Annotated in this window: 17 protein-coding genes; 6 read left to right on the top strand and 11 right to left on the bottom strand. The window is 32.2% G+C overall.

The window, feature by feature from the left end:
• Nucleotides 1-3: 3 nt before the first annotated feature.
• Nucleotides 4-2,298, top strand: a complete 2,295-nt coding sequence (locus GM3708_RS13245) for a glycosyltransferase 61 family protein (RefSeq protein ID WP_066347883.1) — start codon at nt 4-6, stop codon at nt 2,296-2,298.
• Nucleotides 2,299-2,302: 4 nt separating this feature from the next.
• On the opposite strand, the gene GM3708_RS13240 is transcribed toward GM3708_RS13245, so the two are convergent.
• Nucleotides 2,303-4,306 carry a cation:proton antiporter gene (locus GM3708_RS13240; RefSeq protein WP_231932946.1) on the bottom strand — a complete coding sequence of 668 codons (2,004 nt, stop codon included), beginning with the start codon at nt 4,304-4,306 and terminating at the stop codon, nt 2,303-2,305.
• Nucleotides 4,307-4,715: 409 nt separating this feature from the next.
• Between GM3708_RS13240 and GM3708_RS13235 the strand changes: the two genes are divergently transcribed.
• Nucleotides 4,716-7,226: a glycogen/starch/alpha-glucan phosphorylase gene (locus GM3708_RS13235; RefSeq protein WP_066347878.1), complete on the top strand. Its 2,511-nt coding sequence runs from the start codon at nt 4,716-4,718 to the stop codon at nt 7,224-7,226.
• A gap of 70 nt (nt 7,227-7,296) precedes the next feature.
• Nucleotides 7,297-8,067, top strand: coding sequence for a slipin family protein (locus GM3708_RS13230; RefSeq protein WP_066347877.1), 771 nt, complete (start codon nt 7,297-7,299; stop codon nt 8,065-8,067).
• A gap of 200 nt (nt 8,068-8,267) precedes the next feature.
• Here GM3708_RS13230 and purF read toward each other — a convergent pair whose 3' ends face one another.
• The 4 genes from purF to GM3708_RS13210 form a co-directional block, all read right to left on the bottom strand.
• Complete coding sequence (gene purF, locus GM3708_RS13225) at nt 8,268-9,746, bottom strand: amidophosphoribosyltransferase (RefSeq protein ID WP_066347875.1); 1,479 nt, start codon at nt 9,744-9,746, stop codon at nt 8,268-8,270.
• Between the two features lie 198 nt (nt 9,747-9,944).
• Nucleotides 9,945-10,853: a peptide chain release factor N(5)-glutamine methyltransferase gene (gene prmC / locus GM3708_RS13220; RefSeq protein WP_066347874.1), complete on the bottom strand. Its 909-nt coding sequence runs from the start codon at nt 10,851-10,853 to the stop codon at nt 9,945-9,947.
• 51 nt (nt 10,854-10,904) lie between these two features.
• On the bottom strand, nt 10,905-11,756 hold the full coding sequence (locus GM3708_RS13215) for a pentapeptide repeat-containing protein (RefSeq protein ID WP_066347873.1): 852 nt from the start codon (nt 11,754-11,756) through the stop codon (nt 10,905-10,907).
• A gap of 105 nt (nt 11,757-11,861) precedes the next feature.
• On the bottom strand, nt 11,862-13,553 hold the full coding sequence (locus tag GM3708_RS13210; protein WP_066347872.1) for a SulP family inorganic anion transporter: 1,692 nt from the start codon (nt 13,551-13,553) through the stop codon (nt 11,862-11,864).
• Nucleotides 13,554-14,094: 541 nt separating this feature from the next.
• On the opposite strand from GM3708_RS13210, the gene mscL reads away from it, so the two are divergent.
• On the top strand, nt 14,095-14,553 hold the full coding sequence (gene mscL / locus GM3708_RS13205; protein WP_066347869.1) for a large conductance mechanosensitive channel protein MscL: 459 nt from the start codon (nt 14,095-14,097) through the stop codon (nt 14,551-14,553).
• A 206-nt stretch (nt 14,554-14,759) separates the two neighbouring features.
• Here mscL and fba read toward each other — a convergent pair whose 3' ends face one another.
• Together fba and GM3708_RS13195 are read right to left on the bottom strand one after the other, a co-directional pair.
• Entirely contained in the window at nt 14,760-15,839 is a 1,080-nt protein-coding gene (gene fba / locus GM3708_RS13200) for a class II fructose-bisphosphate aldolase (RefSeq protein WP_066347859.1), read from the bottom strand.
• A 129-nt stretch (nt 15,840-15,968) separates the two neighbouring features.
• Complete coding sequence (locus GM3708_RS13195; RefSeq protein ID WP_066347857.1) at nt 15,969-17,786, bottom strand: tetratricopeptide repeat-containing sulfotransferase family protein; 1,818 nt, start codon at nt 17,784-17,786, stop codon at nt 15,969-15,971.
• A 317-nt stretch (nt 17,787-18,103) separates the two neighbouring features.
• Between GM3708_RS13195 and GM3708_RS13190 the strand changes: the two genes are divergently transcribed.
• Nucleotides 18,104-20,017 (top strand): calcium-binding protein, encoded by a 1,914-nt coding sequence (locus tag GM3708_RS13190; protein ID WP_066347855.1) that lies wholly within the window; start codon nt 18,104-18,106, stop codon nt 20,015-20,017.
• A 62-nt stretch (nt 20,018-20,079) separates the two neighbouring features.
• Here GM3708_RS13190 and GM3708_RS13185 read toward each other — a convergent pair whose 3' ends face one another.
• The 3 genes from GM3708_RS13185 to GM3708_RS13175 all read right to left on the bottom strand — a co-directional run bounded on the left by GM3708_RS13185 (nt 20,080) and on the right by GM3708_RS13175 (nt 21,660).
• The gene (locus GM3708_RS13185; protein ID WP_066347854.1) at nt 20,080-20,571 is read right to left on the bottom strand and encodes a Spy/CpxP family protein refolding chaperone; all 492 of its coding nucleotides are present in this window, start codon (nt 20,569-20,571) and stop codon (nt 20,080-20,082) included.
• Between the two features lie 112 nt (nt 20,572-20,683).
• Nucleotides 20,684-21,073 (bottom strand): hypothetical protein, encoded by a 390-nt coding sequence (locus GM3708_RS13180; RefSeq protein WP_066347852.1) that lies wholly within the window; start codon nt 21,071-21,073, stop codon nt 20,684-20,686.
• Entirely contained in the window at nt 21,070-21,660 is a 591-nt protein-coding gene (locus GM3708_RS13175; protein ID WP_066347843.1) for a sigma-70 family RNA polymerase sigma factor, read from the bottom strand. Before GM3708_RS13175 ends, GM3708_RS13180 begins: the two co-directional genes overlap by 4 nt.
• 327 nt (nt 21,661-21,987) lie before the next feature.
• On the opposite strand from GM3708_RS13175, the gene GM3708_RS13170 reads away from it, so the two are divergent.
• Entirely contained in the window at nt 21,988-23,676 is a 1,689-nt protein-coding gene (locus tag GM3708_RS13170; protein ID WP_066347841.1) for a PAS domain-containing hybrid sensor histidine kinase/response regulator, read from the top strand.
• On the opposite strand, the gene nblS is transcribed toward GM3708_RS13170, so the two are convergent.
• Nucleotides 23,673-25,601, bottom strand: a complete 1,929-nt coding sequence (nblS, locus tag GM3708_RS13165; RefSeq protein WP_066347837.1) for a two-component system sensor histidine kinase NblS — start codon at nt 25,599-25,601, stop codon at nt 23,673-23,675. The two genes, GM3708_RS13170 and nblS, sit on opposite strands and share 4 nt — an antisense overlap.
• Between the last annotated feature and the right edge of the window lie 60 nt (nt 25,602-25,661).

The following is a 25,661-nucleotide window of genomic DNA, read 5'->3' as shown; positions in this document are numbered from 1 at the left end:
GGGGTGAATAATATTCACCCAAATCATAACTTTATTGATTTTGATATGAATATTTCTGAGTATGAAATAAGAATAAAGAGTTTTTTTGAAGAAGAAAAATATGAACAAGCTATTGAATATATTGAGAATATTTTAGTTGATAACTCTGAAATTAATTTATATAAAACCTATCTAGGATTAGCTTATTTTTGCCAGGGAAATGAAGAATTTTATCAAACTATTTTATTAGATTTATGCTTCAATGCTGAAGAAGAAGATTTTGCTATTATTGCTGAATTAATTTTTAATATTGCTGAATTAAAAAGTGAACAAACAAATATTAATTTAGCTATTAAATTATATCAACAAGTTTTAGAAATAAATCCTCAATATATCCTTGCTTATATAAATTTAGCTCAACTTTTTAGCCAACAAAGTAATTTTGATGACGCAGTTTATTTTTTGGAAGAGTTAATTTCTATAAAACCAAATTTCATTATTACTTATGAAAAATTAGGTTTATTATGGCAAAATATTAATGAATTTGAAAAAGCAATTATAGTTTATAGTCAAGGTTTAAAGATTCAAGAAAATAACTTGAATATTTTATCAAATTTGGCTTATTGTTATCTTAAAAATAATAATTTTTTCGATGCTAAAGAGATATTGTTAAAAGTTATTAAAATTGAACCTAAAATTTATCAAAGTTATGGGGAATTAGGTTATATTTACCTTCTTGAAAATAACTTAAACTTAACAATAAAGTTATGGACAGAATTAATCGATAATCTACCATTATTTTTTGAAAAATATTTAGATTGGTATCATAACAATCTTCAAAACTTATCCATTAATAATGAAGTAATTAAATTAAATATAAATTTAGTTAATTCCTTAAAAAATAGGCAAAATCAAGAAGGAATTGCTTTTAATATTGCTAACTTGTTGTTTCAACAAAAAAACTATCTTTTAGCTATTAATTATTATCAAATCGCTTTAAATCAAAACCTAGAATTAGAGTCTATTTACTATAATTTAATTTTAAGTTTACTTTATACTCAACAAAGGGATAAAATAGCTAGTTATTTAGATAAATTAAGTAGCATAAATTTACATAAAAGTCAATTAATTTTTGATTTGATTAATCATAGAAAATCTAACGATAAAGATAATAAAAACTTAGTGACTTCTCCCCATAACTATCATAAAACTGCATTAAACTTTGTTGAAAAAAATCAGATAATAAAGACTAATTATTATGATTTTAATTTAGATAATATCTTAAAGTTAAAGCCACCAAAAACTCTTGATAAAAATATTCATCCTAGCTTTTATTTTTCTTCAATTATCGAATTACCAAAAACTTTTTTAGTTAATATTCCAGATGGTAGATTTTATTTACGAGAAGACGAGGCAAGTAGTGCCATAATTACAAAAGAAAATTATATAATTGGTGAGCTTTCTCCTGAATCTCCAGCATTAAGTCCAAATCATCCTGATAGTCACCCCAGCAATCATTCTATTTTTAAGACTAATTTTTTACCTTCTATTCAATTAATAAAGGGCACAGTTATTATTTTGGCAGGATTAGCAAATGATATTTATTTTCATTGGTTATTTGATATATTACCTAGAATAAAACTATTAGAATTAGCTAAGATTAATTATAGAGAAATAGACTATTTTTTAGTAGATAATCGCACAAATTTTCAAAAAGAAACTCTTGAAATATTTGGTATTCCTCACGATAAAATTTTACCTTTATCTTTCCCTTTACATATACAAGCTGAAAATTTAATAGTACCTTCTTTTCCTAGTACGATCGCATGGATGCCTCCTTGGAGTTGTGATTATTTACGAAATAAAATTTTAGATAATAAAGATATACAAAATCAAGAGAGAAAAAGATTATATATTAGTCGCAAAAATTCTAGTAATCGTCGTTTAATCAATGAAGATGAAGTAGTAAATATTTTATTAAATTATAATTTTGAAATTGTAAACTTAGAATTTTTATCAGTAAAAAAACAGGGGGAATTATTATCAACAGCAGAAATTGTTGTTTCTTCCCATGGTAGTGGTTTAAGTAATCTCGTTTTTTGTCAACCTAATACTAAAGTTATCGAAATTTTTGCTCCAAATTATGTTTATCCTTGTTATTGGTTGGTGAGTAATTTAATTAATCTTGATTATTATTATTTAATAGGAGAAATAATTGGTAGTAAACACTTTCATCAATTACTTTATCCTGATTCACGTTTAGAAGATATTTATTTAAATTGTCAAAATTTACAACAACTTTTAAACAAAGTAATTTGAATTTTTAACTACTTTTTAAACAAATTATCATCATTGATACCTGTCTGTAATTACGAGCGATCGCTTCTGGAATAGAGCCTAATGTAGGAGTACCCACTACTTTATGATCACCGATAGACATCAACAACAGTAAATCATCAGGCTTCATTTCCTGTAAAACTCTACGAGTAAAATTACCTTTTAATTGTTGAAAAGAAATCCCTGTTAAACGGCTATCAACTACGATTCCTGAATTACTTGAAGACACAAGAAGAATGTGTAAATTAGCATTGATTTCGTTAGCAAGAATTTTGCTTAAATTAAATGCTTGAGAAAAACTAGAAGATTTGTACTGAAAATCAGAGATAGCTAATACTACTCGTTGAGTTGTTTTAATTGGCTCAGTGAAACGAGTAATTAAAACAGGAATCACAGACTTTTGCAACACATTATCAATGATACCGCCAAAAAAGTTGTCTTTATAAGTGGAAAAACCTTTCCAACCACAAATAATAAGATTAGCGTCAGATTCTTGAGATACATGAAGAATTCCTTGATCTACAGAACTTTCTATTCTGGCAATGCTTTTAACATCTGTAGATGTAGCATGAGCAATCATTTCTGCCGCTTCTAATAATTGTGCTTGACGGATTTTTTCTCCTTTAGAAATCACCCCATTCGCATCGGTAAGAATATGTAAAGGAAAAAGTTTTCCTTTCGTTGCATTTACTAATAATAAAGCTAGATTTAATAAATTATCTTCTGTATTTGGATTTGATACAGGTACAACTACTCGATATGTAGATATTTCTTCTTCAGTGGTTTCTAAAATTGAAGTATCATTATTCTCAGATATTGAAGATTCTTGAGTTTTAATTTGATCTGCCCATTTTGTTGTTACCCAAGGAGATAAAATACAAGTCACAAGAATCATTGCGATCGTACCATTAACGGTTAATTCATCAACTAATTTGATTTGAAAAGCGACAGTAATAGCGGCTAAAGTTGAAGCGGCTTGAGCTACAGATAAGCCAAACATCACCATAATATTAGCAAAGGAAAATTTAAAGTATTTACCCACTCCCCATGCGGGGATAAATTTAGCAACAATGGCAACCGTGATCATCACTCCTGAAACTACAAATGATTGAGGTTCTTGTATTAATGTAGCAGGATTAACCAACATCCCCACGGAAAGTAAAAATAAAGGGATAAATAATGTATTACCAATAAATTGGATACGATTCATTAGAGGACTTAACTGAGGAATTAACGGACGAATACTTATTCCTGCTAAGAAAGCACCAATAATAGGTTCAATATCGATTAATCTGGCGGCATAGGAAACCACAAACAAGGTTAACACTACAAAAGTAAATTCTACACCTTCATCTCGTCCAAAAGTACGGAAAAACCATCTTCCCAATTTAGGTACACCAAAAAGAGTTGCAAAGGTATAAATAGCTAGGGCGGGAATTAAAAATAACCAAAAACCAAGGGTTAAACCTCCTTCACTTGCCCTAACAACAATGGTTAACACTAAAAGAGCTAAAATATTGACAATTAAAGTACCTCCTAATGTCACCGTCATCATTGAAGTGCGCATCAATCCTCGTTTACTGACAATCGGTAAAGACAATAGAGTGTGAGAGGCAAAACATGAAGCTACCAAAATTGCTGCTAAAATATCGTAACCGATGAATAACATTGCTCCTGTACCTAAAACCATCGGGATTACAAAAGTACTCAACCCAAAAACCGTGGCTTTATCCCCATTTTCTTTTAAATCATCTAAGCTAGTTTCTAATCCAGCCATAAACATCAAAAACAGTAATCCTACTGTACCAAACAAAATTATCGTTTTATCTCTCTCTAATAATCCGATGCCATGAGGTCCAATAACGATACCTGCTACAATTAAACCGACTAAACCCGGTAGTTTAATTTTTTCAAATAAAATCGGGGCAATTAATAATACTCCCATCATAATCAAAAATACAGCAACAGGATCTGTTATGGGATTTGTCACAAATGAAAATAAATAAAAATTAGTCATCTATTTGTCCGTGATAGGTAATGATTAATAATTGCTGTATAAATATGACGTTATTCAACTTATTTTAAAACACATATTGAATAAAAATTGATTGTAAATTCACTAAATGCTTTGTGTTATCATTAGTAATCAGAAAAACCAATTTATATCCTGACTTTGGTTGTAAATATTTTTGTACTTTGTTTATTTTGTCTTTTATTTTTCTTCATTGATAAATAAAATTAAACCTTAATGTTAATTCATTAGGGTTTTTTCCACGAAGAATCTACTGTTTGAAATAACTTGATTATTTTTTCAGAGAAAAATCACATTCACAAAAAAAAAGCTCGATTGAAAAAAAAATCGTATAACCTAAATAGTATAAAGAGTAAGGAAAATAAATATGATACAAGAAACCGCGTCAGAGTTATATTGCACTCCGACAATTAAAGTAGAAGACGATCGAACTGGCATGAGTCCAGAAACTCTAAAACGGGCGTTTTTAGACAACCTTTTCTATATTCAAGGTATTGATCGAACTCAAGCATCCAATTACGACTACTACGTAGCCTTAGCTTATACTATCCGAGATAGATTATTACGCCGTTTTTTAAAAACCACTGAAACTTATAAAAAAAATTCCCAAACAAAATTAGTTTGTTATTTTTCCGCAGAATTTTTGATGGGTAGATATTTAGGTAATAACTTAGTAAACCTTGATATTTATGAAGAAGTTGAAAAAGTCATCGCAGAATTAGGCTTAGATTTAAGCGAATTAATTGAACAAGAACCCGATCCGGGCTTAGGAAATGGCGGTTTAGGGCGATTAGCGGCGTGTTTCCTCGATTCTTTAGCTAGTTTAGAAATTCCAGCAGTTGGTTACGGTATTCGCTACGAATTTGGTATCTTTTTCCAACTTTTACGGGATGGTTGGCAAGGAGAAATGCCCGATAACTGGCTACGATTTGGCAACCCTTGGGAATTACCTCGCCCTGATGAAACAGTACCTGTAAAATTGGGAGGCTATACCCAAGGTTATTATGATAGTAAAGGACATTATCGTGTTTCATGGATACCCGAACGCACGGTTTTAGCTATTCCCCATGATACTCCTGTACCGGGTTATAAAACCAACACCGTAAACCCTTTACGTCTCTGGAAAGCGGAAGCATCGGAAGAATTTAACTTTGAGGCTTTCAACGCTGGTAATTATGATCGAGCTGTGGAAGAAAAAATCAACTCTGAAACCATCTCTAAAGTACTCTATCCTAACGATAACACTCCCGCAGGAAAAGAATTAAGACTTGCTCAACAATTTTTCTTTGTTTCTGCATCTTTACAAGATTTAATTCGTGTTCACCTGCGCAATAATAAAAATCTTGATAACTTCCATGAAAGAATAGCGATTCAACTTAACGATACTCACCCTGCCATCGCTGTTGCCGAATTGATGCGTTTATTTGTGGATGAACATGGTTTAGACTGGGATCGTTCATGGTATATTACCCAAAAAACTCTTTCTTATACTAACCATACCCTCCTACCTGAAGCCTTAGAAACATGGGATGTTAGCTTATTTGAAAAACTCCTTCCCCGTCACTTAGAAATCATCTATGAAATTAACCATCATTTCCTTAGCGATGTACGCACATGGTATCCCAATAATGAAGATTTACTGACAGCAGTATCCATTATCGGAGAAGGAAACGGTAAAAAAGTTCGCATGGCAAATTTAGCCTGTGTTGGTAGTCATGCTATTAATGGGGTTGCCGCATTACACACTCAACTCTTAAAACAAGAAACTTTAAATGCTTTTGCCTTTTTGTGGCCTGAAAAATTCTACAATAAAACCAATGGTGTCACCCCTCGCCGTTGGATGGTATTAAGCAATCCCAAATTAGCACAACTAATCACCTCCAAAATTGGAGAAGGTTGGGTAAAAGATTTAAGCCAAATTCAACAAATCGAGAAGTATGTAGATGATCCAGATTTTTGTCGTCAATGGCGTGACATCAAACAGGCAAATAAACAGAGATTAGCTGATTACATCTTTAAACAACGTGCGATCGAAGTTGATGTTAACTCTATTTTTGATGTGTTAGTCAAACGGATTCATGAGTACAAACGCCAACACCTAGACGTTTTAAACATTATCACCCTTTATAATCGCATCAAACGTGACCCTGATTTACATATTGCTCCTCAAACCTTCATTTTTGGTGGAAAAGCCGCTCCCGGTTACTTCATGGCGAAATTAATCATCAAATTGATTAACAGTGTTGCAGATGTAGTCAACAAAGACCCAGATATTCGAGGACGCTTAAAAGTGGTATTTTTACCTAACTTTAACGTTTCTTTAGGGCAAAAAATTTATCCTGCCGCCGATGTATCCGAACAAATTTCCACCGCAGGAAAAGAGGCTTCAGGTACAGGTAATATGAAATTTGCCATGAATGGTGCGTTAACTATTGGTACTTTAGACGGTGCAAACATCGAAATTCGGGAAGAAGCTGGTGCAGAAAATTTCTTCTTGTTTGGTTTAACTGCCGAAGAAGTTGCTCAAACTAAAGCTCATGGTTATAATCCTAAGTATTATTATGACACCAACGCTGAATTAAGAGAAGTCATCGATCGTATTGCTGACGGTTATTTCAGTTATGGAGATACTCAAATGTTTAAACCCATTGTGGACTCTCTTTTATATGATGATCAATATATGCTTTTAGCTGATTATCATTCCTATGTAGAGTGTCATAAACAAGTTGCCATGGCTTATCAAAATCAAGAAAAATGGACGAGAATGTCTATTCTTAATAGTGCTAGAATGGCTAAGTTTTCTAGCGATCGTACGATACAGGAGTACTGTAATGAGATTTGGAATGTTAAACCTGTTAAAATCGACTTAGAAGAATAATTAATAATTAACAATTAACAATTAACAATCAATAGTCTTCTCACTATTCACTATTCACTATTCATTACCTATGGAAGCTATTTTTACTGTACTAATTCCAGTCATAATATTTCTTTTAACAGGCTTTAAAATAGATCGAGAATATGAAAGAGGTGTCATTTTTCGACTGGGTAGAATGAATGGCATCAAAGGACCAGGATTATATTGGACAATACCATTAGTTGACCAAAAAGCCAAAATTGATATTCGGACAAAAACTGTTGATATAAAATCCCAAGAGACTATCACCGCTGATAGTGTAACGGTTAAAGTCAATGCTGTATTATATTATCGAATCTTAGATCCCGATCGTGCCATTAATAAAATAGAAGATTATGAAGTAGCCGTTTATCAGGCTTCTATGACTACTTTGCGCAATGTTTTAGGTCAAAATATCCTTGATGATATTCTGCGTAACCGAGATAAAATTAACGTTCAAATTCAAGAAATTGTAGATGAAATTTCTGAGCCTTGGGGTGTAGTGATTGAAAGAGTAGAAATGAAAGATGTGGAAATACCTCAATCAATGCAACGGGCAATGGCACAAGAAGCCGAAGCTGTAAGAGAAAAAAGATCTCGTTTAATCAAAGCCTCTGCGGAAAAAGAAGCGTCTTTAATGCTATCAGAAGCAAGTCAACAAATGTCTAATAATCCCATTGCTTTAGAATTAAGACGCTTACAAACTTTAACGGAAATTGGTGCAGAAAATAACACTACTACTGTAATGTTAGTTCCCACCGAATTAATTACTTTAACAAAGCAAATGGCAGATAAATTAGCAAAAGAGAGTGAGGATAAATAAGAGTTAAGAGAAATACTTATCAATAAAAAATGTTTATCCTTAGTATTACAATTAAATATAAAAATATTTTATTGACAGAGTCAGATTAAAAATCTTGGTTTTTTGTTATTTAAGCAGTCATCATCTAATTTTAGATCCAACTCATCTGCTGACAGCTACTTACATCAAAGTAAAATATTTTTCAGTAAACCCTAATTCCCCTAATTATTAACTGGTTCTAATATTAATTTAGATCTTTTTATATCTTCAGGAATATCAATGGGATAATTTCCATTAAAACAAGCCGTGCAAAAACTTTGAGGATTTTCATTTGTAACTTTTAACATTCCTTCCTGAGACAAATAAGTTAAAGTATCTACTTCTATCTGTTGAGCTATATCATTAACACTTCTTGTGGCAGCAATCAGATGATCTTGACTATCAGTATCAATGCCGTAAAAACAAGGATGAGTAACAGGAGGAGAAGAAATTTTCATATGTACTTCTTTTGCCCCAGCATCCCTTAAAGCTCGAACAATTTTTCTGCTGGTTGTGCCTCGAACAATGGAGTCATCAATAATAATAATACGTTTTCCTGCCAAAACATCTTTGAGAGGATTAAGTTTCATTTTAATACCATGTTCTCTCATATGTTGAGTGGGTTGAATAAATGTACGTCCAACATAACGATTTTTGATTAACCCTTCTTGATAAGTAATACCTGAATAACGGGAATAACCGATTGCCGCAGGAATTCCTGAGTCTGGCACACCCATTACCATATCAGCATCTACTAAAGATTCTTTTGCTAATTGTTCTCCTAATCTGAGGCGATAAGCATAAAGACTATCATGACCCATAATACTATCAGGACGAGCAAAATAAATCATTTCAAATACGCATAATTTATGTTCTGATTTTTGTGCCCATTGAATAGATGATAAACCTTCTTCGGTAATCCAAACTAATTCTCCCGGTTCAACATCTCGAATAAACTCAGCACCAATAATATCTAAAGCACAGGTTTCAGAGGCTAAAACGTAACGAATAGGATTACCTTCTTCCTCCATTTTACCGATTACTAATGGACGAATACCGTGAGGATCTCTTGCTCCAATTATACCTATCGGTGTACCAATGACTAAACTATAAGCCCCTTGACACCATTTAAAAGCAGTAATGGCAGCCTCAACCCAATCTTTGCCACCATCAACTTCTTTGCCCATCATCAGAGCAATCATTTCTGAGTCAGTAGTTGTAATATATTGACAGTTTCTTTTATCTAATTCTATTTTTAGTTCTAGGGTATTGACTAAGTTGCCGTTATGTGCTAAAGCTAATTTTCCTAATCTGGTATTAATTACCGCAGGTTGTGCATTTGCCTGTAAACTAGACCCAGTGGTAGAGTAACGAGTATGACCAATGGCAATTTTACCGGGTAGATTTGTTAAAATGGACTCATTGAAAACCTGAGAGACTAAGCCCATATTTTTGTAGCAATAACAGGCTTCTCCGTCAAACGTAGCTATTCCTGCGGATTCTTGTCCTCGGTGTTGTAGTGCATATAACCCAAAATAAGCTAATTTAGAAACGGTTTCTTCTGGTGCATAAACTCCAAAAACACCACAGGCTTCTTCTGGCTTGTCTCCTTTGTGGATCAACTTCTGTTCATTAGTTAGGTTGTATTGGTTATCCTTCATGTTCTGTCCTGATTTCTCTCTAACCGCTCAGTTAAATATTTTAATCTTGCACAAAGTCAATCTTAACAGACTTTAAGAGTATTATCCTTATTTTATTTAACCAATCCTTAAACAATGAATAATTAACAATTAACAATGAAGAAGTTTTATCTTCTAGTTTCCTCATCTGTTTTTCTTTATCGGAAAACTTAATCAGTTTTAACTTAATTGTGCCATTGCAAATCTATCTAAATTGGCTAAATCTTGATAAATATTAATATTAGTATAATTACCATTTTTTGTTAATAATTCTTTAACCATATCACCTTGTCCTGCCATTATTTCTAATAATAAAAAACCTTTATTAATGAGAAAATTAGGTGCATTACCAATTAAGTATCGAATATCATTTAAACCATCTTCTCCTCCATCTAAGGCTATTTTTGGTTCATGATTTACTACTTCTGGCTGTAATTCTAAGACCATTTTTGAAGGGATATAGGGTGGGTTAGAAATGATACCGCTAAAGTTGTTTCTCAAATCATTTATAGGATTAAACCAAGAGCCATGGTAAAATTTAATTTTTGATCTTAAACCTAAATTTAGAGCATTTTCTTGGGCGATTTTTAAGGCTTTTTCACTTTTATCCACTGCGTAAATTGTTGCCTGTGGAAAAATATCTGCCAAAGCAATGGCGATCGCACCACTACCTGTACCTAAATCTAACCATTTACCTAATTGTAAACTAGAATATTCTTGAGTGAGTTCTAAGGCTAAATCGATAATTAATTCAGTTTCAGGACGAGGAATTAAGACATCAGGGGTTACTTTTAAAGTAAAATTACGCCAGTGACATTCACCAATTAGATATTGAATGGGACAACGTTTTTCTACTCTTAAATTCCATAACTTTTGCAATTCTTCGAGAGAAATTTTACTGCTAATTTTACCTTTATTTTTATGATTATTGAAACGTAAATCTAAAGAAGTTAATTCTGTTAATTCTGTTACTAAATACTCCAATTCAAAAAGGGGAATATGATGATTAATAGTATCTTGTTTCCCTTGTTGATACCAGTTAAATAATTGAGAATTGGGAATTGAGAATTGAAAATTTAATACAACCATTTTCTTCCTACTTCTTAATAATTATATAGCAATCCTAAATTATTCGCTGATTTAAAGTTTATTTTTTACATCTTTTTCCATAGGTATAAAATCACAATGGGAAAAGGTTGATATTAAACGCATTTTTGCTTTATCAGGATCAAATTCAGGATCAAATTTAGTAAAGTTATCGTAACAAGCATTCGTTAAATTAGCATTAAGAAGGTCAGTTTTTTCTAAATTAACACTCCTTAAATCCGCATTAGTTAAATTGACATTAGTGAGTTTACTTCCCACAAAAATACTTTTATGTAAATTAGCTTGATTGAGATTTGCTTTCGTTAAATCAGCACCAGTAAAGTTAGCGTTAGATAAATCTAAATTTTGCAATTTTGCCTCTACCAAATTAGCATTTTTTAGTAAAGGTATCGATTTATTATAGTTGTTAAAAGTTAATAAATGTGTATCTTGTAGAAACATAATAATATAACGTTTTCTTTCACCATCAATTTCTGACAAAGCTGTTTGAGTATTAGCTCTTAATAAGTAAGGATTTTGTTGTAATTTCCAGAGAGGATAATCTAAAGTTAACTGAGCAGTATAATTTAAATATTCAGTTAAAATAGTTTGATAGTAACGCTCTAATTCTAGGTTGTAGTTAGCATTATTATCTTGGATTTGTAAAGGACGATACAGAAATTGTTCGCTAAAAATGTTAGATATAGTCAGAAAACCGATAATTAAAGTAGTAGTAGCACTGATTAAAGCTCCCACGATAGGACCAATGGCAATTTCGGGGATATGTACAGAAGAAGTGATGGCTTCTGCGATGGCATTAATAAAAGAAGATAAAGTTTTTTGAAAACGTTTAACAATTTTAATTAAAAAAGATTGAGGTTGATTATTTTCCTCAGACTCTGACATATTAAAACAAAAAAGATAGAAGATTAAGATACTATCATAATTTAATTAACTTTTCAAAATGAATTAATTATTGGGTGAATAATATCCACCCTTAGATATTCCTAATTATTCATTACTAATTATTAAATCTTCATTATAATTTTGGGTTTGTTTTTCTCTGACAATTGCTAAACCTTCTTGTAAGGCAAGAAGTCTGTCTGTCATCCAATGATATTCGGGAATTAAACCCGCAATACCCAATTTTTCTAAGCGATTTCTGACTTTACCTGTTGCACCTACTACTATAACTTCATGATCGTTATCGATCGCTTCTTTAATCGCATTTTCTAAAGCTAAGGAAGATGTCACCCCTAAAATTGGTACTTCGCTTAAATTGACAATCAATACATCATAATTGGCGATCGCATTATGTTCTCTGTCGATGGCTTTGGCAACACCAAAAATCATAGGACCACTTAAATGGAAGTATAATACTCGCCCTTCTGCTAAATCTAAGATTTGGGTTTCTTCATCAGTGAGGGGAATTTCATCATCAGCCGTACTGATTATTTTAACAGATTTTGAACGCAATTCAGATAATTTATCAATGGTTAAGATATTAGCAATAAAAACACCTACTCCAACGGCTACCATTAAATCAACAAATACCGTTAAAGCAATTACACCATAAACGATAGCGGTGGCTTTCCATGAAATTTTATGAACCCGTTTCAGGAAACCCCAGTCCATAATATTAATACCAACTTTCAGTGCAATTCCTGCTAACACAGCTAGAGGAATACTAGCGGTTAAAGGTGCTGCCCAAACTACAACTACAAATAAGACTAAAGCACGGGTTATACCTGATAAGGCAGTAGTTGCTCCAGTTTGAATGTTAACGACAGTACCCATAGTAGCACCAGCACCAGCGATACCACCAAATAGACCAGAAAATAAATTACCTAAACCTTGCCCAATTAATTCTTTATTGGAATCATGCTCCGTACGAGTTAAACTATCTGCAACCACAGAAGTTAACAGTGCATCAATACAACCTAACATTCCTAAAACTAGAGCATTAAACACCATTGTACGCAGTTGGCTAGGCTCAAAAGTTGGTATTTGTAAAGCTGGTAAACCTGTAGGAATTTCTCCAATACGACGAATATTCGCATCACCAAAAAAGACTAAAGAAGCGACTGTACAAAGAATTAATGCTAATAATTGAGGAGGTACAATACGCTTATACTTAGAAGGCACAATGTAGAGAATAACCACCGTCACTACCGCTAAAATCGTTTCTAAAGGATTTATATTAGACAGTAAATCAGGAATATTCTGAATTGTACCGATAACGCCACCTTTAGGACTAGCTTGACCTAAAAAAGGAGCGGTTTGTAAGATAATTAGGATTAAACCAATACCCGTCATAAAACCCGAAATAACGGTATAAGGCATCATGGTTACATATTTACCTAACTTTAAGAAGCCAAATAAAATTTGAAATAAACCTGCCATCATTACCACCGTAAAAGCCATCGCCATACCATTCTCAGGACTTGCAGCGATAGAGTTAGCAATAACAGCAGTCATTACAACAGTCATCGGTCCTGTAGGCTCTGATATTAAAGTAGGAGTACCACCAAATAAAGCGGCGAAAAATCCTACTAACACCGCACCCCATAAACCAGCAGATGCACCAGCACCCGAAGCGATGCCAAATGCTAAAGCCATAGGTAAGGCTATTACGGCTGCAGTTAAGCCTCCAAATACGTCACCTTGTATATTCCGAAAATTTATTTTATTTGTTATTTGCATTTAGGTTTTCCTCTTTAAGTGATTAGTTGATTACTCTATAGAGCTTCTCATAGAACTAAATCAATATTCTTTTAATTATAAATAGAAAAAAATCTATGTAAAACATCATAGAACAAAACATCCACGATAAAAAGTAAGTATTATTTATACTTTGCAACTAATTATATAATTTTAATTTAACTTAATGCTTAGAGCTTTTAACTGTATATTTATTAATTTGAAACCCTAAGCAAAACAAAACTTTTGTCATGATAACTTTCTATTAAATAGCGATCGCAATCCTACTATGTGACTTATGAGATTTTTTATAGGTGTTCGCTATCAGCTATATAGTGGTCAGCTTTGGCAGTATAGTTAAAATGCAAAAATAAATTTATTAATCTTTAACGATTCACAAATAATTTAAAGATTGCTATATATTTATAAATTCAAAAAAATTATGATTTAATATTCAATCAATGACTTTTAAGTCTCTATAATAAAAGTGAAAACTTGAAAATTAATAAAAAATCTTTTGTCAAATTAAGGAGTAAATTAGAATATGACAGCTAATCGAAGTAGAAATTTTTTCGCTGATTTTCGTGATTTTATTCTGCGGGGTAATGTTATTGATTTAGCCGTAGCAGTTATTATTGGAGGTGCATTTAATGGTATTATCAACTCTCTTGTTGAAGATATTGTAACTCCTGCAATTTTATCTCCTGCTATCAAAGCCGCTGGGGTAGATAAATTATCAGATTTAAGTATTTCTGGGATTAAATATGGTTTATTCTTATCTTCTGTTATCAATTTCCTCGTTATTGCCTTTTGTTTATTTTTCATTATCCGCATTTTTGAAGGGGTAAAGCAAAAACTAATTCGCAAGGAAGAGTTAGCATTAGCCGAAGAATCCGCCATAGAAAAAGAAGAAGCTAAAGAAGAAATTTTAGTACAAGAAAATTTAACTAAAGCTATTGAAGCTCTTACGGAAGTAATTAATAATAAATCAATTAATAATTAGGATATGATTAAAATTTTTTTGGTGAGGCGAGGAAATAGGAGTTAGCAAAAATACTTAATTTTTTATGAATAGATTATTAATATAAGGTTATAACAAAAAAAGATGAGGGGAAAAGAAGAAAAAGTTGAAAGAATAAATATAATTTCCTTTGACTTTTACCTCTTACCTCTCATCTTTTCTGTTTTGATGATTAGTTGAAGATTAATCTACACAACTACGGTTTTTTTGCTGGTAGAACTTAATTCACCTTTCGCATATTTTTTCGCAAAATCATCAAGACTAACTTGTTTAATTTTACTAGCATTTCCAGCAGTCCAGAATTGTTGATAACGCTCTAAACATACTTGTTTCATGTATTTGATAGAGGGTTTCAAGAAGTGACGAGGATCGAAGTTAGAAGGATCTTTGAAAGCTGCCTCACGAATAGCCGCAGTAATAGCTAAACGATTATCAGTATCAATGTTTACTTTACGAACACCACTCTTAATTCCTTTTTGGATTTCTTCTACAGGTACGCCATAGGTTTCAGGAATGTTGCCACCGTATTTATTGATCATGTCTAACCACTCTTGAGGTACGGAAGAAGAACCGTGCATTACTAAGTGAGTATTAGGTAATTTAGCGTGGATTTCTTCAATACGGCTAATAGCAAGAATTTCACCAGTAGGCTTACGAGTAAATTTGTAAGCACCATGACTTGTACCAATCGCTACTGCTAAAGCGTCAACTTGAGTTCTTTCTACAAATTCTACTGCTTCATCAGGATCTGTTAAAAGCTGAGAATGATCTAGTTTACCTTCAAAACCGTGACCATCTTCTGCTTCACCCATACCAGTTTCCAGAGAACCTAAACAACCTAATTCTCCTTCAACACTAGCACCTACAGAATGAGCTACTTTAACTACTTCTGCGGTAACAGCAACGTTATATTCAAAAGTAGCAGGAGTTTTTGCATCTGCTTGTAATGAACCGTCCATCATAACGCTAGTAAAACCGTTACGGATAGCAGAATAACAAGTAGCAGGACTATTACCGTGATCTTGGTGCATAGCAATGGGAATGTGAGGATAAGTTTCTGCCGCCGCTAAAATAAGGTGACGGAGGAAATTTTCTCCTGCATAACTGCGAGCGCCACGAGATGCTTGTAAAATGACGGGGCTATCAGTTTCGTTAGCCGCATCCATGATAGATAGAATTTGCTCTAAGTTGTTAACGTTAAATGCAGGAATTCCATAATCATGTTCTGCTGCGTGATCTAATAGTAACCTCATGGGAACTAAAGCCATAAATACCCTCCTTTATCTTTTTTTTATTTAATTTAAAAATTTTCTTTGTTAAGAATCTTAACTCATAATGGGTGAATCAGCAATTAACAATGAAGAATTAACAATTAAAAAATAACTGTTTGTAATTACTTAAAAAAGAGATTCTGGAAGAGGGGCATATTTCCCTAAAGATTTCTTGAGAGGTTCTAAAAATTCTTCATAACGTTTCCATTTGCCAATAGAAGAAGTATAAATGGGTTTTCTGACTTGCTCTAAACTTGCAGTTTTAACTTTACGTTCTGTTTCATGGAAGTTAAGACAAGCATCATCCCATTCTAAACCAACAAAATCAATAATTTTGCGACTTATTTCTTCAGTGTTTTCTACCATATTTTCATAACTTACGTCAAGAATAGGTATCGGCAACACGTTATGCCAGTGAGCCATTAAATCTTCATATAATTGATAATAATTTCCTAAGTCTTCTAATTGCCTCGTATAAACAATTACCTGTGTAAAATGTTGAGTAAAACAGGAAAAACAACTATCCATAGGATTTCTCCGACAGTGAATTAATTTTGCATTAGGTAACAATAGAGAAATTAAGCCCAAATTGGTAAAATTACCCGGCATTTTGTCTGTGATTCGTAAAATATTTTCTTTATCATCTTGTACTAAATCTCTAACTTTATTAACGTAAGTTTCTCCTATACTGCAAGAATTAATTGGATTCAATAAATTTAAACACGCTGGATACCCTGCCTTATTACTAAACTCACCTGCTAAGGATTGTATTATTTGCGATATATATTTTAATTCTCCAGCTCCATAAACTTGAGGATGACTAGACAAAATTTGCTCTACTAAAGTAGTACCTGATCGAGGCATTCCAAAAATAAAAACTGGTGCTTCGGAAGAACTACCAAAATGAGGATGAGTAGCAAAAAATTCCTTAGTAAAAAAAGATTTAAAAATCGAAAATACTTTAGCTTGGGTTTCATGATTATAAGGTTCTTTTCGACTGTCGATGTCATTACCCTGTTTATAATGATTAAAAGCAGTTTGGTAATTTTTCTGACCATCATAATAACGAGCTAAAGTAAAATGTAAATTACTACGATCTTCATCACTGACACTAGGATCTAAAATTAACTCTTCTAATCTTTGTAGTTGTTGAGGAGTGACTTCTAGGGCAAAATGCTTCGCTGACCGATTATAATAAGCTGAAACGTGTTCAGGATTGTATTGGATTGCTTTTCGGACATGTTCTTCAGCTTCTTCTAGTTTTCCTAAAGTTCGTAAAATATTACCGCAATTATTATGCACTGAAGCATCATGGGGTTTTTCTTTGAGTAACTCATAATAAATTTGTAGTGCTTCTTTTGTTTGAGAATCTTGTTCAAGAGCATTAGCTAAACTAAATTTTGCCTCATAATAATCTTTTTTAAGAGCGATAGCTTTGCGCAAAATCGGAATTGCCTCTTTTGTTGCTTCTAAGGTAGTTAGCATCACTCCTAAATAATGATATGCTGGTGCAAAACTAGGATCTAATTTAATCATAAATTCAAATCTAGCTCTAGCATCCTGATAGCGTTTTAAATCAATAAGGGTGTTAGCAATACCTAAATGAGCTTTAGGAAAAGCAGGTTGTACTAATAAAGCACTATGAAAACAATTTAAGGCTTCATTAAATTCCCCTTTACGACGCAATGCCTCCGCTAAATTATTATAAAAATTAGCATTGTTAGTAACTTGAGTTACCGTAATTTTAAATTTGGCGATCGCAGCATCATATTTTTGACGCATATAATAAATTAATCCTAAAGCATGGGCAACAATAGGATCGTTAGGTTGTTGTTTTTCCAACTGCAAACATTTATTTTCTGCTTCTTCTAATTTTTCTTCTAAAATCAGCTTTTCAATAATTTTAAGCTCTATATTTAAAGTTTTCTCTGGTTTTGAATACATAAATTTAATAGTTTTTTTATAAGTTTAATAAAGTCATTTATATATTATTATTTTTCTTTTTTTTATTATGTTTTCTATATACTTTTGTCTAAGTATATTTGATTAAGTATATTTAACTAAGTTTTTTGAAATTGTTTTTATATAAGACTTTGAGTATATTAGTTTCATAAAGTAACTTTATAGTTTCAATGAAAAATATTTATTTTTACTTTCTTTTACAAATTAAATTGTACAATAATTTTTATGACATAATGATTAAATATTAATTTAAAGATTTTAGGCTAATATCAACATTCACAAAAATTGAAAATAACATCATGCCGACTCAAAATATCACTGTTTCAACAAATACAACTATCTCTGCTCAGACTTTCAGTCTCATTGGCACTACTTTAGTGGACTTATTATCTATTAGTTTAGTTACTGATAATGACATAAATACCAACACAATTAATGTTAGTGGTGACTCAGGAAATGACTTAATCATTGTAAACCTTGTTGCTGAAGATAATATTTCAAGTAACAATATTACTTTATCTGGTGGCAATGGTAATGATCTTATTGAACTTAGTTTAGTCGCAAATTCTTCTATTAGTAACAATACAATCTTAGTCAATGGAGATGCAGGTAATGATACTATTAATCTTGTTCTAGCAGGTTACTCATCAACCATTAGCAATAATTCTATTACCGTTAACGGTGGTAGTGGTAATGATATAATTAACGTCAATATTTCTCAAGCATATTCAAGTGATGTACAATCTAATACAGTAGTAGTAGATGGTGGCGTAGGCAATGATAACATTAATATCGTTCTGCAGAATGGAACTTCTGACTTATACAATAATGATGTTATCGCCACTGGTAATACGGGTAATGACATCATCAATGTCTCTCTTCTCGGCATGGATGGTTCTTCTGTTTACAGTAATACGGTAACAGTTGATGGAGGTGCAGGAAATGATACCATTAATATCCTTCTGGAAAATGGCACTGATGACTTATCTAATAATGACGTTACCGTTATCGGTGGTACAGGTAATGACATTATTAATGTCTCTCTTCTCGGTGCTGATGGTTCTTATGTAAGTAGCAACAGTGTAAATATTGATAGTGGTGCAGGAGATGATACTATTACAGTTCTTTTGACTGGTGGTAGTTCAACTATCCAAGATAATGATATTACTATAACGGCTGGTGATGGTCATGATGTCATCAATGTATCTCTTCTTGATACTTATAGCAGTGGAATTACAAGTAATACAGTAAGTATTGATGGTGGCAATGGTAATAATAATATCAAAGTTTTGTTGAACTCTGGTACTTCCGAAATTTCCAATAATGATGTAACCATTAATAGTGGTACTGGAGTTGATACCATTAGTGTTAAATTCATCTCCTTCACTAGTGCGATTTATTCCAATACGGTGAATATTAATAGTGGAAGCAACAATGATACTATTAATTTTGAGTTTAATAGTGGTTCATATTCCATCTATAGCAATGATATAAACATCAACGGAGGTAGCGGCAATGATTTAATTTCCGCAAAACTCTTATCTGGTTCATCAGATATTAGCGATAATACTATAATCCTTGATGGTGGCACGGGTAACGATCTCATTAATTTGGAACTCCTCTCTGGTGATGATTCCGTAAGTTCTAATAACATAACCGTTAATGGTGATACTGGGAATGATCAAATTAGCATAATTCTCGTGGGAGCAGATGCTGACGTATATAGTAATACGATAAATGTTAATGGTGGTGCTGGTAATGATCTCATTAGCATTTCATTGACTGGTGGCTCTAATACTGCCGTTTACAGTAATACCATAAATATTGATGGTGGTGCGGGTAAAGATACGATTAATCTTGACATTAATGGTTTATTCAGCGATTTGGCAGTTACAACCCCTAGTGTTACAACCCTTGCTAAAAATGACATCAATTTAACCTATAACACCCTTGCAGACTTAGGAGATCTAATTAATGGAGTACCTACTACGGCTAATGAGGCGGTGATATTCAGATTCAATCGCACTGTATTTAACGGAGATGCAAATAATGACGGTATTTTAGATAGTCCTTTAAGTCCTTATTTTAGTTTCGATCAGGCTCAAGGTCGATTATTTTATGACGTTAACGGGGTTGCTTCTGGTGGTTCTGTATTAGTAGCTGATTTTGATTCTAGTATCATTATTACTGCTGATAATATCACATTTTTCTAATAAACAAACCTCCTTTGTAGGGATTAACAGAGCCGTTAATCCCCACATTTATCTACTATTTATTATTTTTGTGTCCCTCGATCATTTGCTCTTCTTTCTCCCATCATTTGCGAAAATTGTTGACGTTGTTCAGGAGTTAATACTTCTTGCATTTCTAACATACTTTCAAAACGTAAATTTTGCATTTTTTGATTTAACGCTGTTATAGATTGGTGTTGAGCTCTTAAACTATTTTCAGATTCATTATTGCGCATCATGGTTGACATTTTTTCTCTTTCTGTGCGCATTTGTTCTCGGAGACTGTTAATCTGTGGTTGATATTTACTACGGATAGACTCCATCTGTTGTTTTTGTTGACTCGTCAGATTCAGTTTTTCCATTAATTTATCTTTCTTACCTTCTCCTTTTTGTTTGGTAGGAGTGGTATTTTGAGCAATTTGTGTTGTTATATTAGCTTCATTGGGGATCGGTTTTTCCGCTGCAACAGCACTAAAACTGATTCCTATAGAAGATAAAATAGCCAAGCTGAGAAGATAGTTGATTTGAGTTTTCATGGTAAGATTTTCTCCTAAGATTTACAAAATTGAATTGATAACAGACAAAACTATTACTGAAATCTTGTACTTATTAATTTCTGTTTTAAAATAGTGCAAGATCCGAGTATTATTAATATTCATCACTGACAGTGACTAGATGTGATTGTGATTCTTGTGCCATTGAACCATACCAACTATTGATTAAAAACGTTTCTAAGTCTTCGGTTTGTGCGGCAATTTGAGGGGCTGATTTTTGATTGAGATTGAAGAAATAACCCCCAAGAATGACTGATAAAGTGGTAATTAAAGTACCTGATAATAACCAATACCTCATAATTTTCTGAGGTTTTTTTTGCCAATGATTAGATTCACTGGTTATCTGAGAATTATGATCGGCGATCGCCTTCATCACCAACTCCTCGCAAGATTTTGTTTCTGGGGGAGTATTGGGGCAATAAGTTTTCAAAAAATTAACCAATTCTTCATCTTCAAATCCATTATCAGAAGTTGTTTTGCTCATAAATTAACTCCTTGCTGTTGCAAAAATTGGCGTAAAATTTGTCTGGCTCTAAATAATCTTGATTTCACTGTACCTACGGGAATAGCTAAAATTTCAGCAATTTCTTTTTGGGGTAAATCTTCTAAATCATGCAAAACAATTACTGCACGATGTTCGAGACTAATATTTTGCAATGCTAACTCGATCAATTCTTGATAATGTAATTGCAATAAGCCCGTTTGAGAATAATTTACCGAACCTAAATTCGTGTTTAAAGATTGTTTTGCTTGAGCTATTTGATTTTGTTGACGATCTTGATCACGCTTACGGGATAGACTATGATCAGAAGCGACATTCCAACAAATACGATAAAGCCATGTGGAAAAATATTTTGCCTCTCGTAATTTAGGTAATGCTTTCCATGTTTTTAAAAATACCTCCTGTTGTAAATCATCGAGTAATTCGCTACCGCATAATTTATATAAAGTAGCCCTAACTTTGTATTGATACCGTTGGTAAAGTAAACGAAAAGAATTTTGATCGCCTTTTTGACATTTTCGCACTAACTCCAAATCAGTAATCTCTGCATTATTATTTGCTATTGACATTCATCATCTTTATTTTTTGCTGTAGTCATCTCTTTAGACTGACGATTATCAATAAAGGTTCATAATAATTATAAGTTGTCCAAAAATTATTTTCTTGAGGTTAGAAGGCTAGAAGACTAGAAGAATAGAAGAATAGGAGACTAGAAGACTGGGAGAATAAGAGAAATAATTATAGATAAAGATGTTTATCATCGGAATTATAATCAAGAGTTACAAAATAAATACGTAAATATTACTATACCGCCAAGGCTGACTACTGATAACTTATAGCTGATAAAATAAATTGGAATCTATTTATACAAAAGTACACTGCAACAATTCATCTTTATGACAGAAAATGATCGAGAAAGACAAGCAAAAAAACAGTTTATTTCTGAGAATAAAATTGTTAATTTAGAGTCCGTTTTAGCTACAAACCAAAAATTTCTTCAACAAATTACTGATAATTCCCCACAAATTCTTTATATTTTAGATGTCATTAATTGGACAAATCTTTATGTAAATAGTAGATGTATAAATATATTAGGTTATACTCCTCAAGAATTTGCACTAGGTGGTAGTAAAATTTTTTACGATATTCTACATCCTAATGATTTAGAGTTACTTTCTGTCAATCAAAATTTCTGGAAAACAGCTAAAGATGATGATATTTTAACCACTGAATATCGAATGCGTCATAAAGATGGTTTCTGGATTTGGTTGCGATCGCAAGATGTAGTCTTCGTCAGAGATGAAAATAATCAAGTAAGACAAATTTTAGGTACAGCACAAGATATTACAGAACAAAAAAAAATTGAACAATCTTTAATTCAAGCCAAAGAATTAGCAGAAGCGGCAACAAAAGCAAAAAGTGAATTTCTCGCCAATATGAGTCATGAAATTAGGACTCCTATGAATGGAGTTTTAAATATGGCACACTTACTTTTAAAAACAAATTTAACACCTTCACAAGAAGATATTGTTCAAATTATTGTTGATAGCGGAGAAACTCTTTTAGTAGTTATTAACGATATACTTGATTTTTCTAAAATTCAGTCAGGGAGATTAAGGTTAGAAGAGCATCCTTTTATTTTAAAAGATATGATTAAATCGGTGGTCAATCTTTTTTATCCTGAGGCTTTAAAAAAACAAATTACTCTTACTTATTTTATTAATCCTGATGTGCCTAACCATATTTTAGGCGATCGCACTCGTTTACAACAAATTTTATTCAACCTCATCGGCAATGGGATTAAATTTACCGAAAAAGGGGAAGTTTTCATTTTTGTTAACAGTAAATTATTATCAGAGAAAAAATATGAAATCAGAATTTCCATCAAAGATACTGGTATAGGCATTGAGAAAAAGCATCTCAACAAATTATTTCAATCTTTTACCCAAGGAGATACTTCTATTACTCGTAAATATGGTGGCACAGGTTTAGGTTTGGCAATTAGTAAAAATTTAGTAACATTAATGGGGGGAAAAATTTGGGTAGAAAGTAATGGTAGTATTGGCGGAAATCCTCCTTTCAAATGGTTTTCTGATATTGATGATGATGAAGAAAATATACAAGGCTCAATTTTTCATTTTACTTTCATAACTCAGGATGCTTCTGGTTATCAATTAACAGAGGAAATATCAGCAGATTTTTCTCCAAAATCCCCAGAGGAAAAATCAAACCTGAAAATTTTAGTAGCAGAAGATTATAAACCTAATCAAAAAGTCATAGATTATTTACTTACCAGTCTTGGTTATAGTGCAGATATTGTTACCAATGGATTAGAAGTATTAGAGATATTAAAAATACAATCCTATGATGTTATTTTAATGGATATGCAAATGCCAGAAATGGATGGCATCACCACCACTCGATTAATTCGTCAATCAATAATTGAACAACCCTATATCATTGCTTTAACTGCGAATGTATTAGAAGAAAATCGACAACAATGTTTAGATGTAGGAATGAATGATTTTATTAGCAAACCAATTATTATAGATGAACTTGAAAAGGCTTTAGAGAAAATTCTCTAACTCAACTTTCTTTCTTGATAGATTTGTAAATCAAACCAAAAAGTTGTACCAACACCCTCCTCACTCACTAAATGAATTCGACTGTTATGTTTATCAGTAATATTTTTGACAATGGATAAACCTAACCCCGTGCCTTCTAAAGTATGTACTCGATTTTCTACACGGAAAAAGCGATCAAATATAGCTTCTTGATCTTCTTGTGCAATACCAATTCCTGTATCAATAATTTCTACTCTAACATGAGAATATTCTGAAGGATTTTCGGGATTAGCTTTTACGGCATAAGCCTTAATCGTTACAGTACCTTCTTCAAGAGTAAATTTCAAGGCATTACCAACTAAATTAGTAAAAACTTGTAGAAGTAAGTCATAATGTCCCCAAATAGGTGGCAAAGAAGGCTCAATATCTTGAATTAATTCTATGTTTTTATCCTTAGCATTTAACTGATAAGTTCTTAAAGTTTGTTCTATGGGTTGAGCTAAATCTAAAGGAGTAAATTCATAACTTCTGGAAGATTCTAAACGAGATAAATCTAGGACATCATTAACTAAACGAGTTAAGCGATCAGTTTCATTATTCGCTGTTTGTAAAAACTCTAATTTTTCTGCTTCAGTTAAGTCATCACCATATTCAAAAAGAGTTTCTATAAAAGATTTAATATTAAATAAAGGAGTTCTTAATTCATGGGAAACATTACTAATAAATTGACTTTTAGCCTCATTTAATTCTGCTTCTTTTGTTATATCTTGTACAGTCATAACAATTCCTTTAATATTTTCCCTATTTTGATCTAAAACTTGGGTTAATAAAATCCTAAAAGTATTTTGATTAGGAGGATTTAAACTAATCCTAAACTCTCCTCTTGTGGGCAAAATATTATGATGATCTTTCTCATCTTCTGTATGTTCATCTTGAGAAATATGTTTTAAAGGTTCATATAATTGTTGAGTCACTTCTGGAGGTAAATATTCTAATAAATTTTCACCAATAATATGGGTTTCTTCCCACTTAAACATTCTTCTTGCAGTAGTATTAACCAAGATTAATTTTAATTGTGAATCTAATAAAATTGCACCATCAGCAATAGTAGAAACAAGGGTTTCTAGTTTCGCTTTTTCTGCTGTTAATTCTTCAATATTTTGTTCTTCAAATTTCTCTAATCTTTCTGCCATATCATTAAAACTTAAAATCAATTCACCTAATTCACCTCCAAGAGGTAAATCTATTCTTTGCTTAAAATTTCCTGTGGCGATATTTTTTACTCCTAACAATAATTCTTTAATTGGTTGGGTAATGGTTAAAGCATTGAATACACCTCCTAAAATAACCATTGCCCAAATAGAGATAAAAACAGCAATAGTTACATCTCTGGTGAGGTTAGAAGAGGCTACAACAGTCGGATTGGGGTTAATACCGATAGCTAACACTCCTAAATATTGATTCTCTAAAGATAAAGGCACAAAAACATCAGTGACTTTACCGTTTGGGGTTAAATGTTGTCTAACAACGGGATTGCTAACGTTTGGGTTATAATCTTCAGGTAATTCTAATTTTCTTTGAATAGTAAGGGAATTTTTAACTTCATCTTGAGAAAAAGGAATACCAAAAAAAATATGTCCTTCCTCATTAGCATAAATAATATATCTGACACTAGATGTACTATGAAAAAAACGTCCAGAAAATTGTGCTACTTCTGTTAACTTATCTTCCGCAATCAAAGGTGTAACGTTACTGGCTAAAAGTAACCCTAAATCTCGTCCGAAACGGGTATCATTAATTTGAGCATCTTGTTGAATGGAGTTAACCGCCCAAAAAGTCAAACTACTCATGAATAATGATACTACTAGAGTAGCGATAGCCATTAATTTAGTTTGGAGGGTAAATTCTGACCACCAACGCGCGATAATTTCCTTAAAAACTTGCACCGAATTAACTCAATAAAATCTGAATGTTAAAACTAATTTACCTTAAAATCAATTGATTAT

The organism is Geminocystis sp. NIES-3708 (genome assembly GCF_001548095.1).
GTDB lineage: Bacteria > Cyanobacteriota > Cyanobacteriia > Cyanobacteriales > Cyanobacteriaceae > Geminocystis.
Note: the sequence above shows the minus strand (reverse complement) of the source record. Positions and strands in the feature narration are given on the sequence as shown.

Bases quoted from the DNA above. Each gene is read 5' to 3' on its own strand.
- fba (WP_066347859.1), bottom strand. From the start codon at position 15,839: ATGGCTTTAGTTCCCATGAGGTTACTATTAGATCACGCAGCAGAACAT.
- GM3708_RS13175 (WP_066347843.1), bottom strand. From the start codon at position 21,660: ATGTCAATAGCAAATAATAATGCAGAGATTACTGATTTGGAGTTAGTG.
- GM3708_RS13215 (WP_066347873.1), bottom strand. From the start codon at position 11,756: ATGTCAGAGTCTGAGGAAAATAATCAACCTCAATCTTTTTTAATTAAA.
- GM3708_RS13235 (WP_066347878.1), top strand. From the start codon at position 4,716: ATGATACAAGAAACCGCGTCAGAGTTATATTGCACTCCGACAATTAAA.
- GM3708_RS13185 (WP_066347854.1), bottom strand. From the start codon at position 20,571: ATGAAAACTCAAATCAACTATCTTCTCAGCTTGGCTATTTTATCTTCT.
- GM3708_RS13190 (WP_066347855.1), top strand. From the start codon at position 18,104: ATGCCGACTCAAAATATCACTGTTTCAACAAATACAACTATCTCTGCT.
- GM3708_RS13210 (WP_066347872.1), bottom strand. From the start codon at position 13,553: ATGCAAATAACAAATAAAATAAATTTTCGGAATATACAAGGTGACGTA.
- mscL (WP_066347869.1), top strand. From the start codon at position 14,095: ATGACAGCTAATCGAAGTAGAAATTTTTTCGCTGATTTTCGTGATTTT.
- prmC (WP_066347874.1), bottom strand. From the start codon at position 10,853: ATGGTTGTATTAAATTTTCAATTCTCAATTCCCAATTCTCAATTATTT.
- GM3708_RS13230 (WP_066347877.1), top strand. From the start codon at position 7,297: ATGGAAGCTATTTTTACTGTACTAATTCCAGTCATAATATTTCTTTTA.
- GM3708_RS13180 (WP_066347852.1), bottom strand. From the start codon at position 21,073: ATGAGCAAAACAACTTCTGATAATGGATTTGAAGATGAAGAATTGGTT.
- GM3708_RS13170 (WP_066347841.1), top strand. From the start codon at position 21,988: ATGACAGAAAATGATCGAGAAAGACAAGCAAAAAAACAGTTTATTTCT.
- purF (WP_066347875.1), bottom strand. From the start codon at position 9,746: ATGAAGGATAACCAATACAACCTAACTAATGAACAGAAGTTGATCCAC.
- GM3708_RS13195 (WP_066347857.1), bottom strand. From the start codon at position 17,786: ATGTATTCAAAACCAGAGAAAACTTTAAATATAGAGCTTAAAATTATT.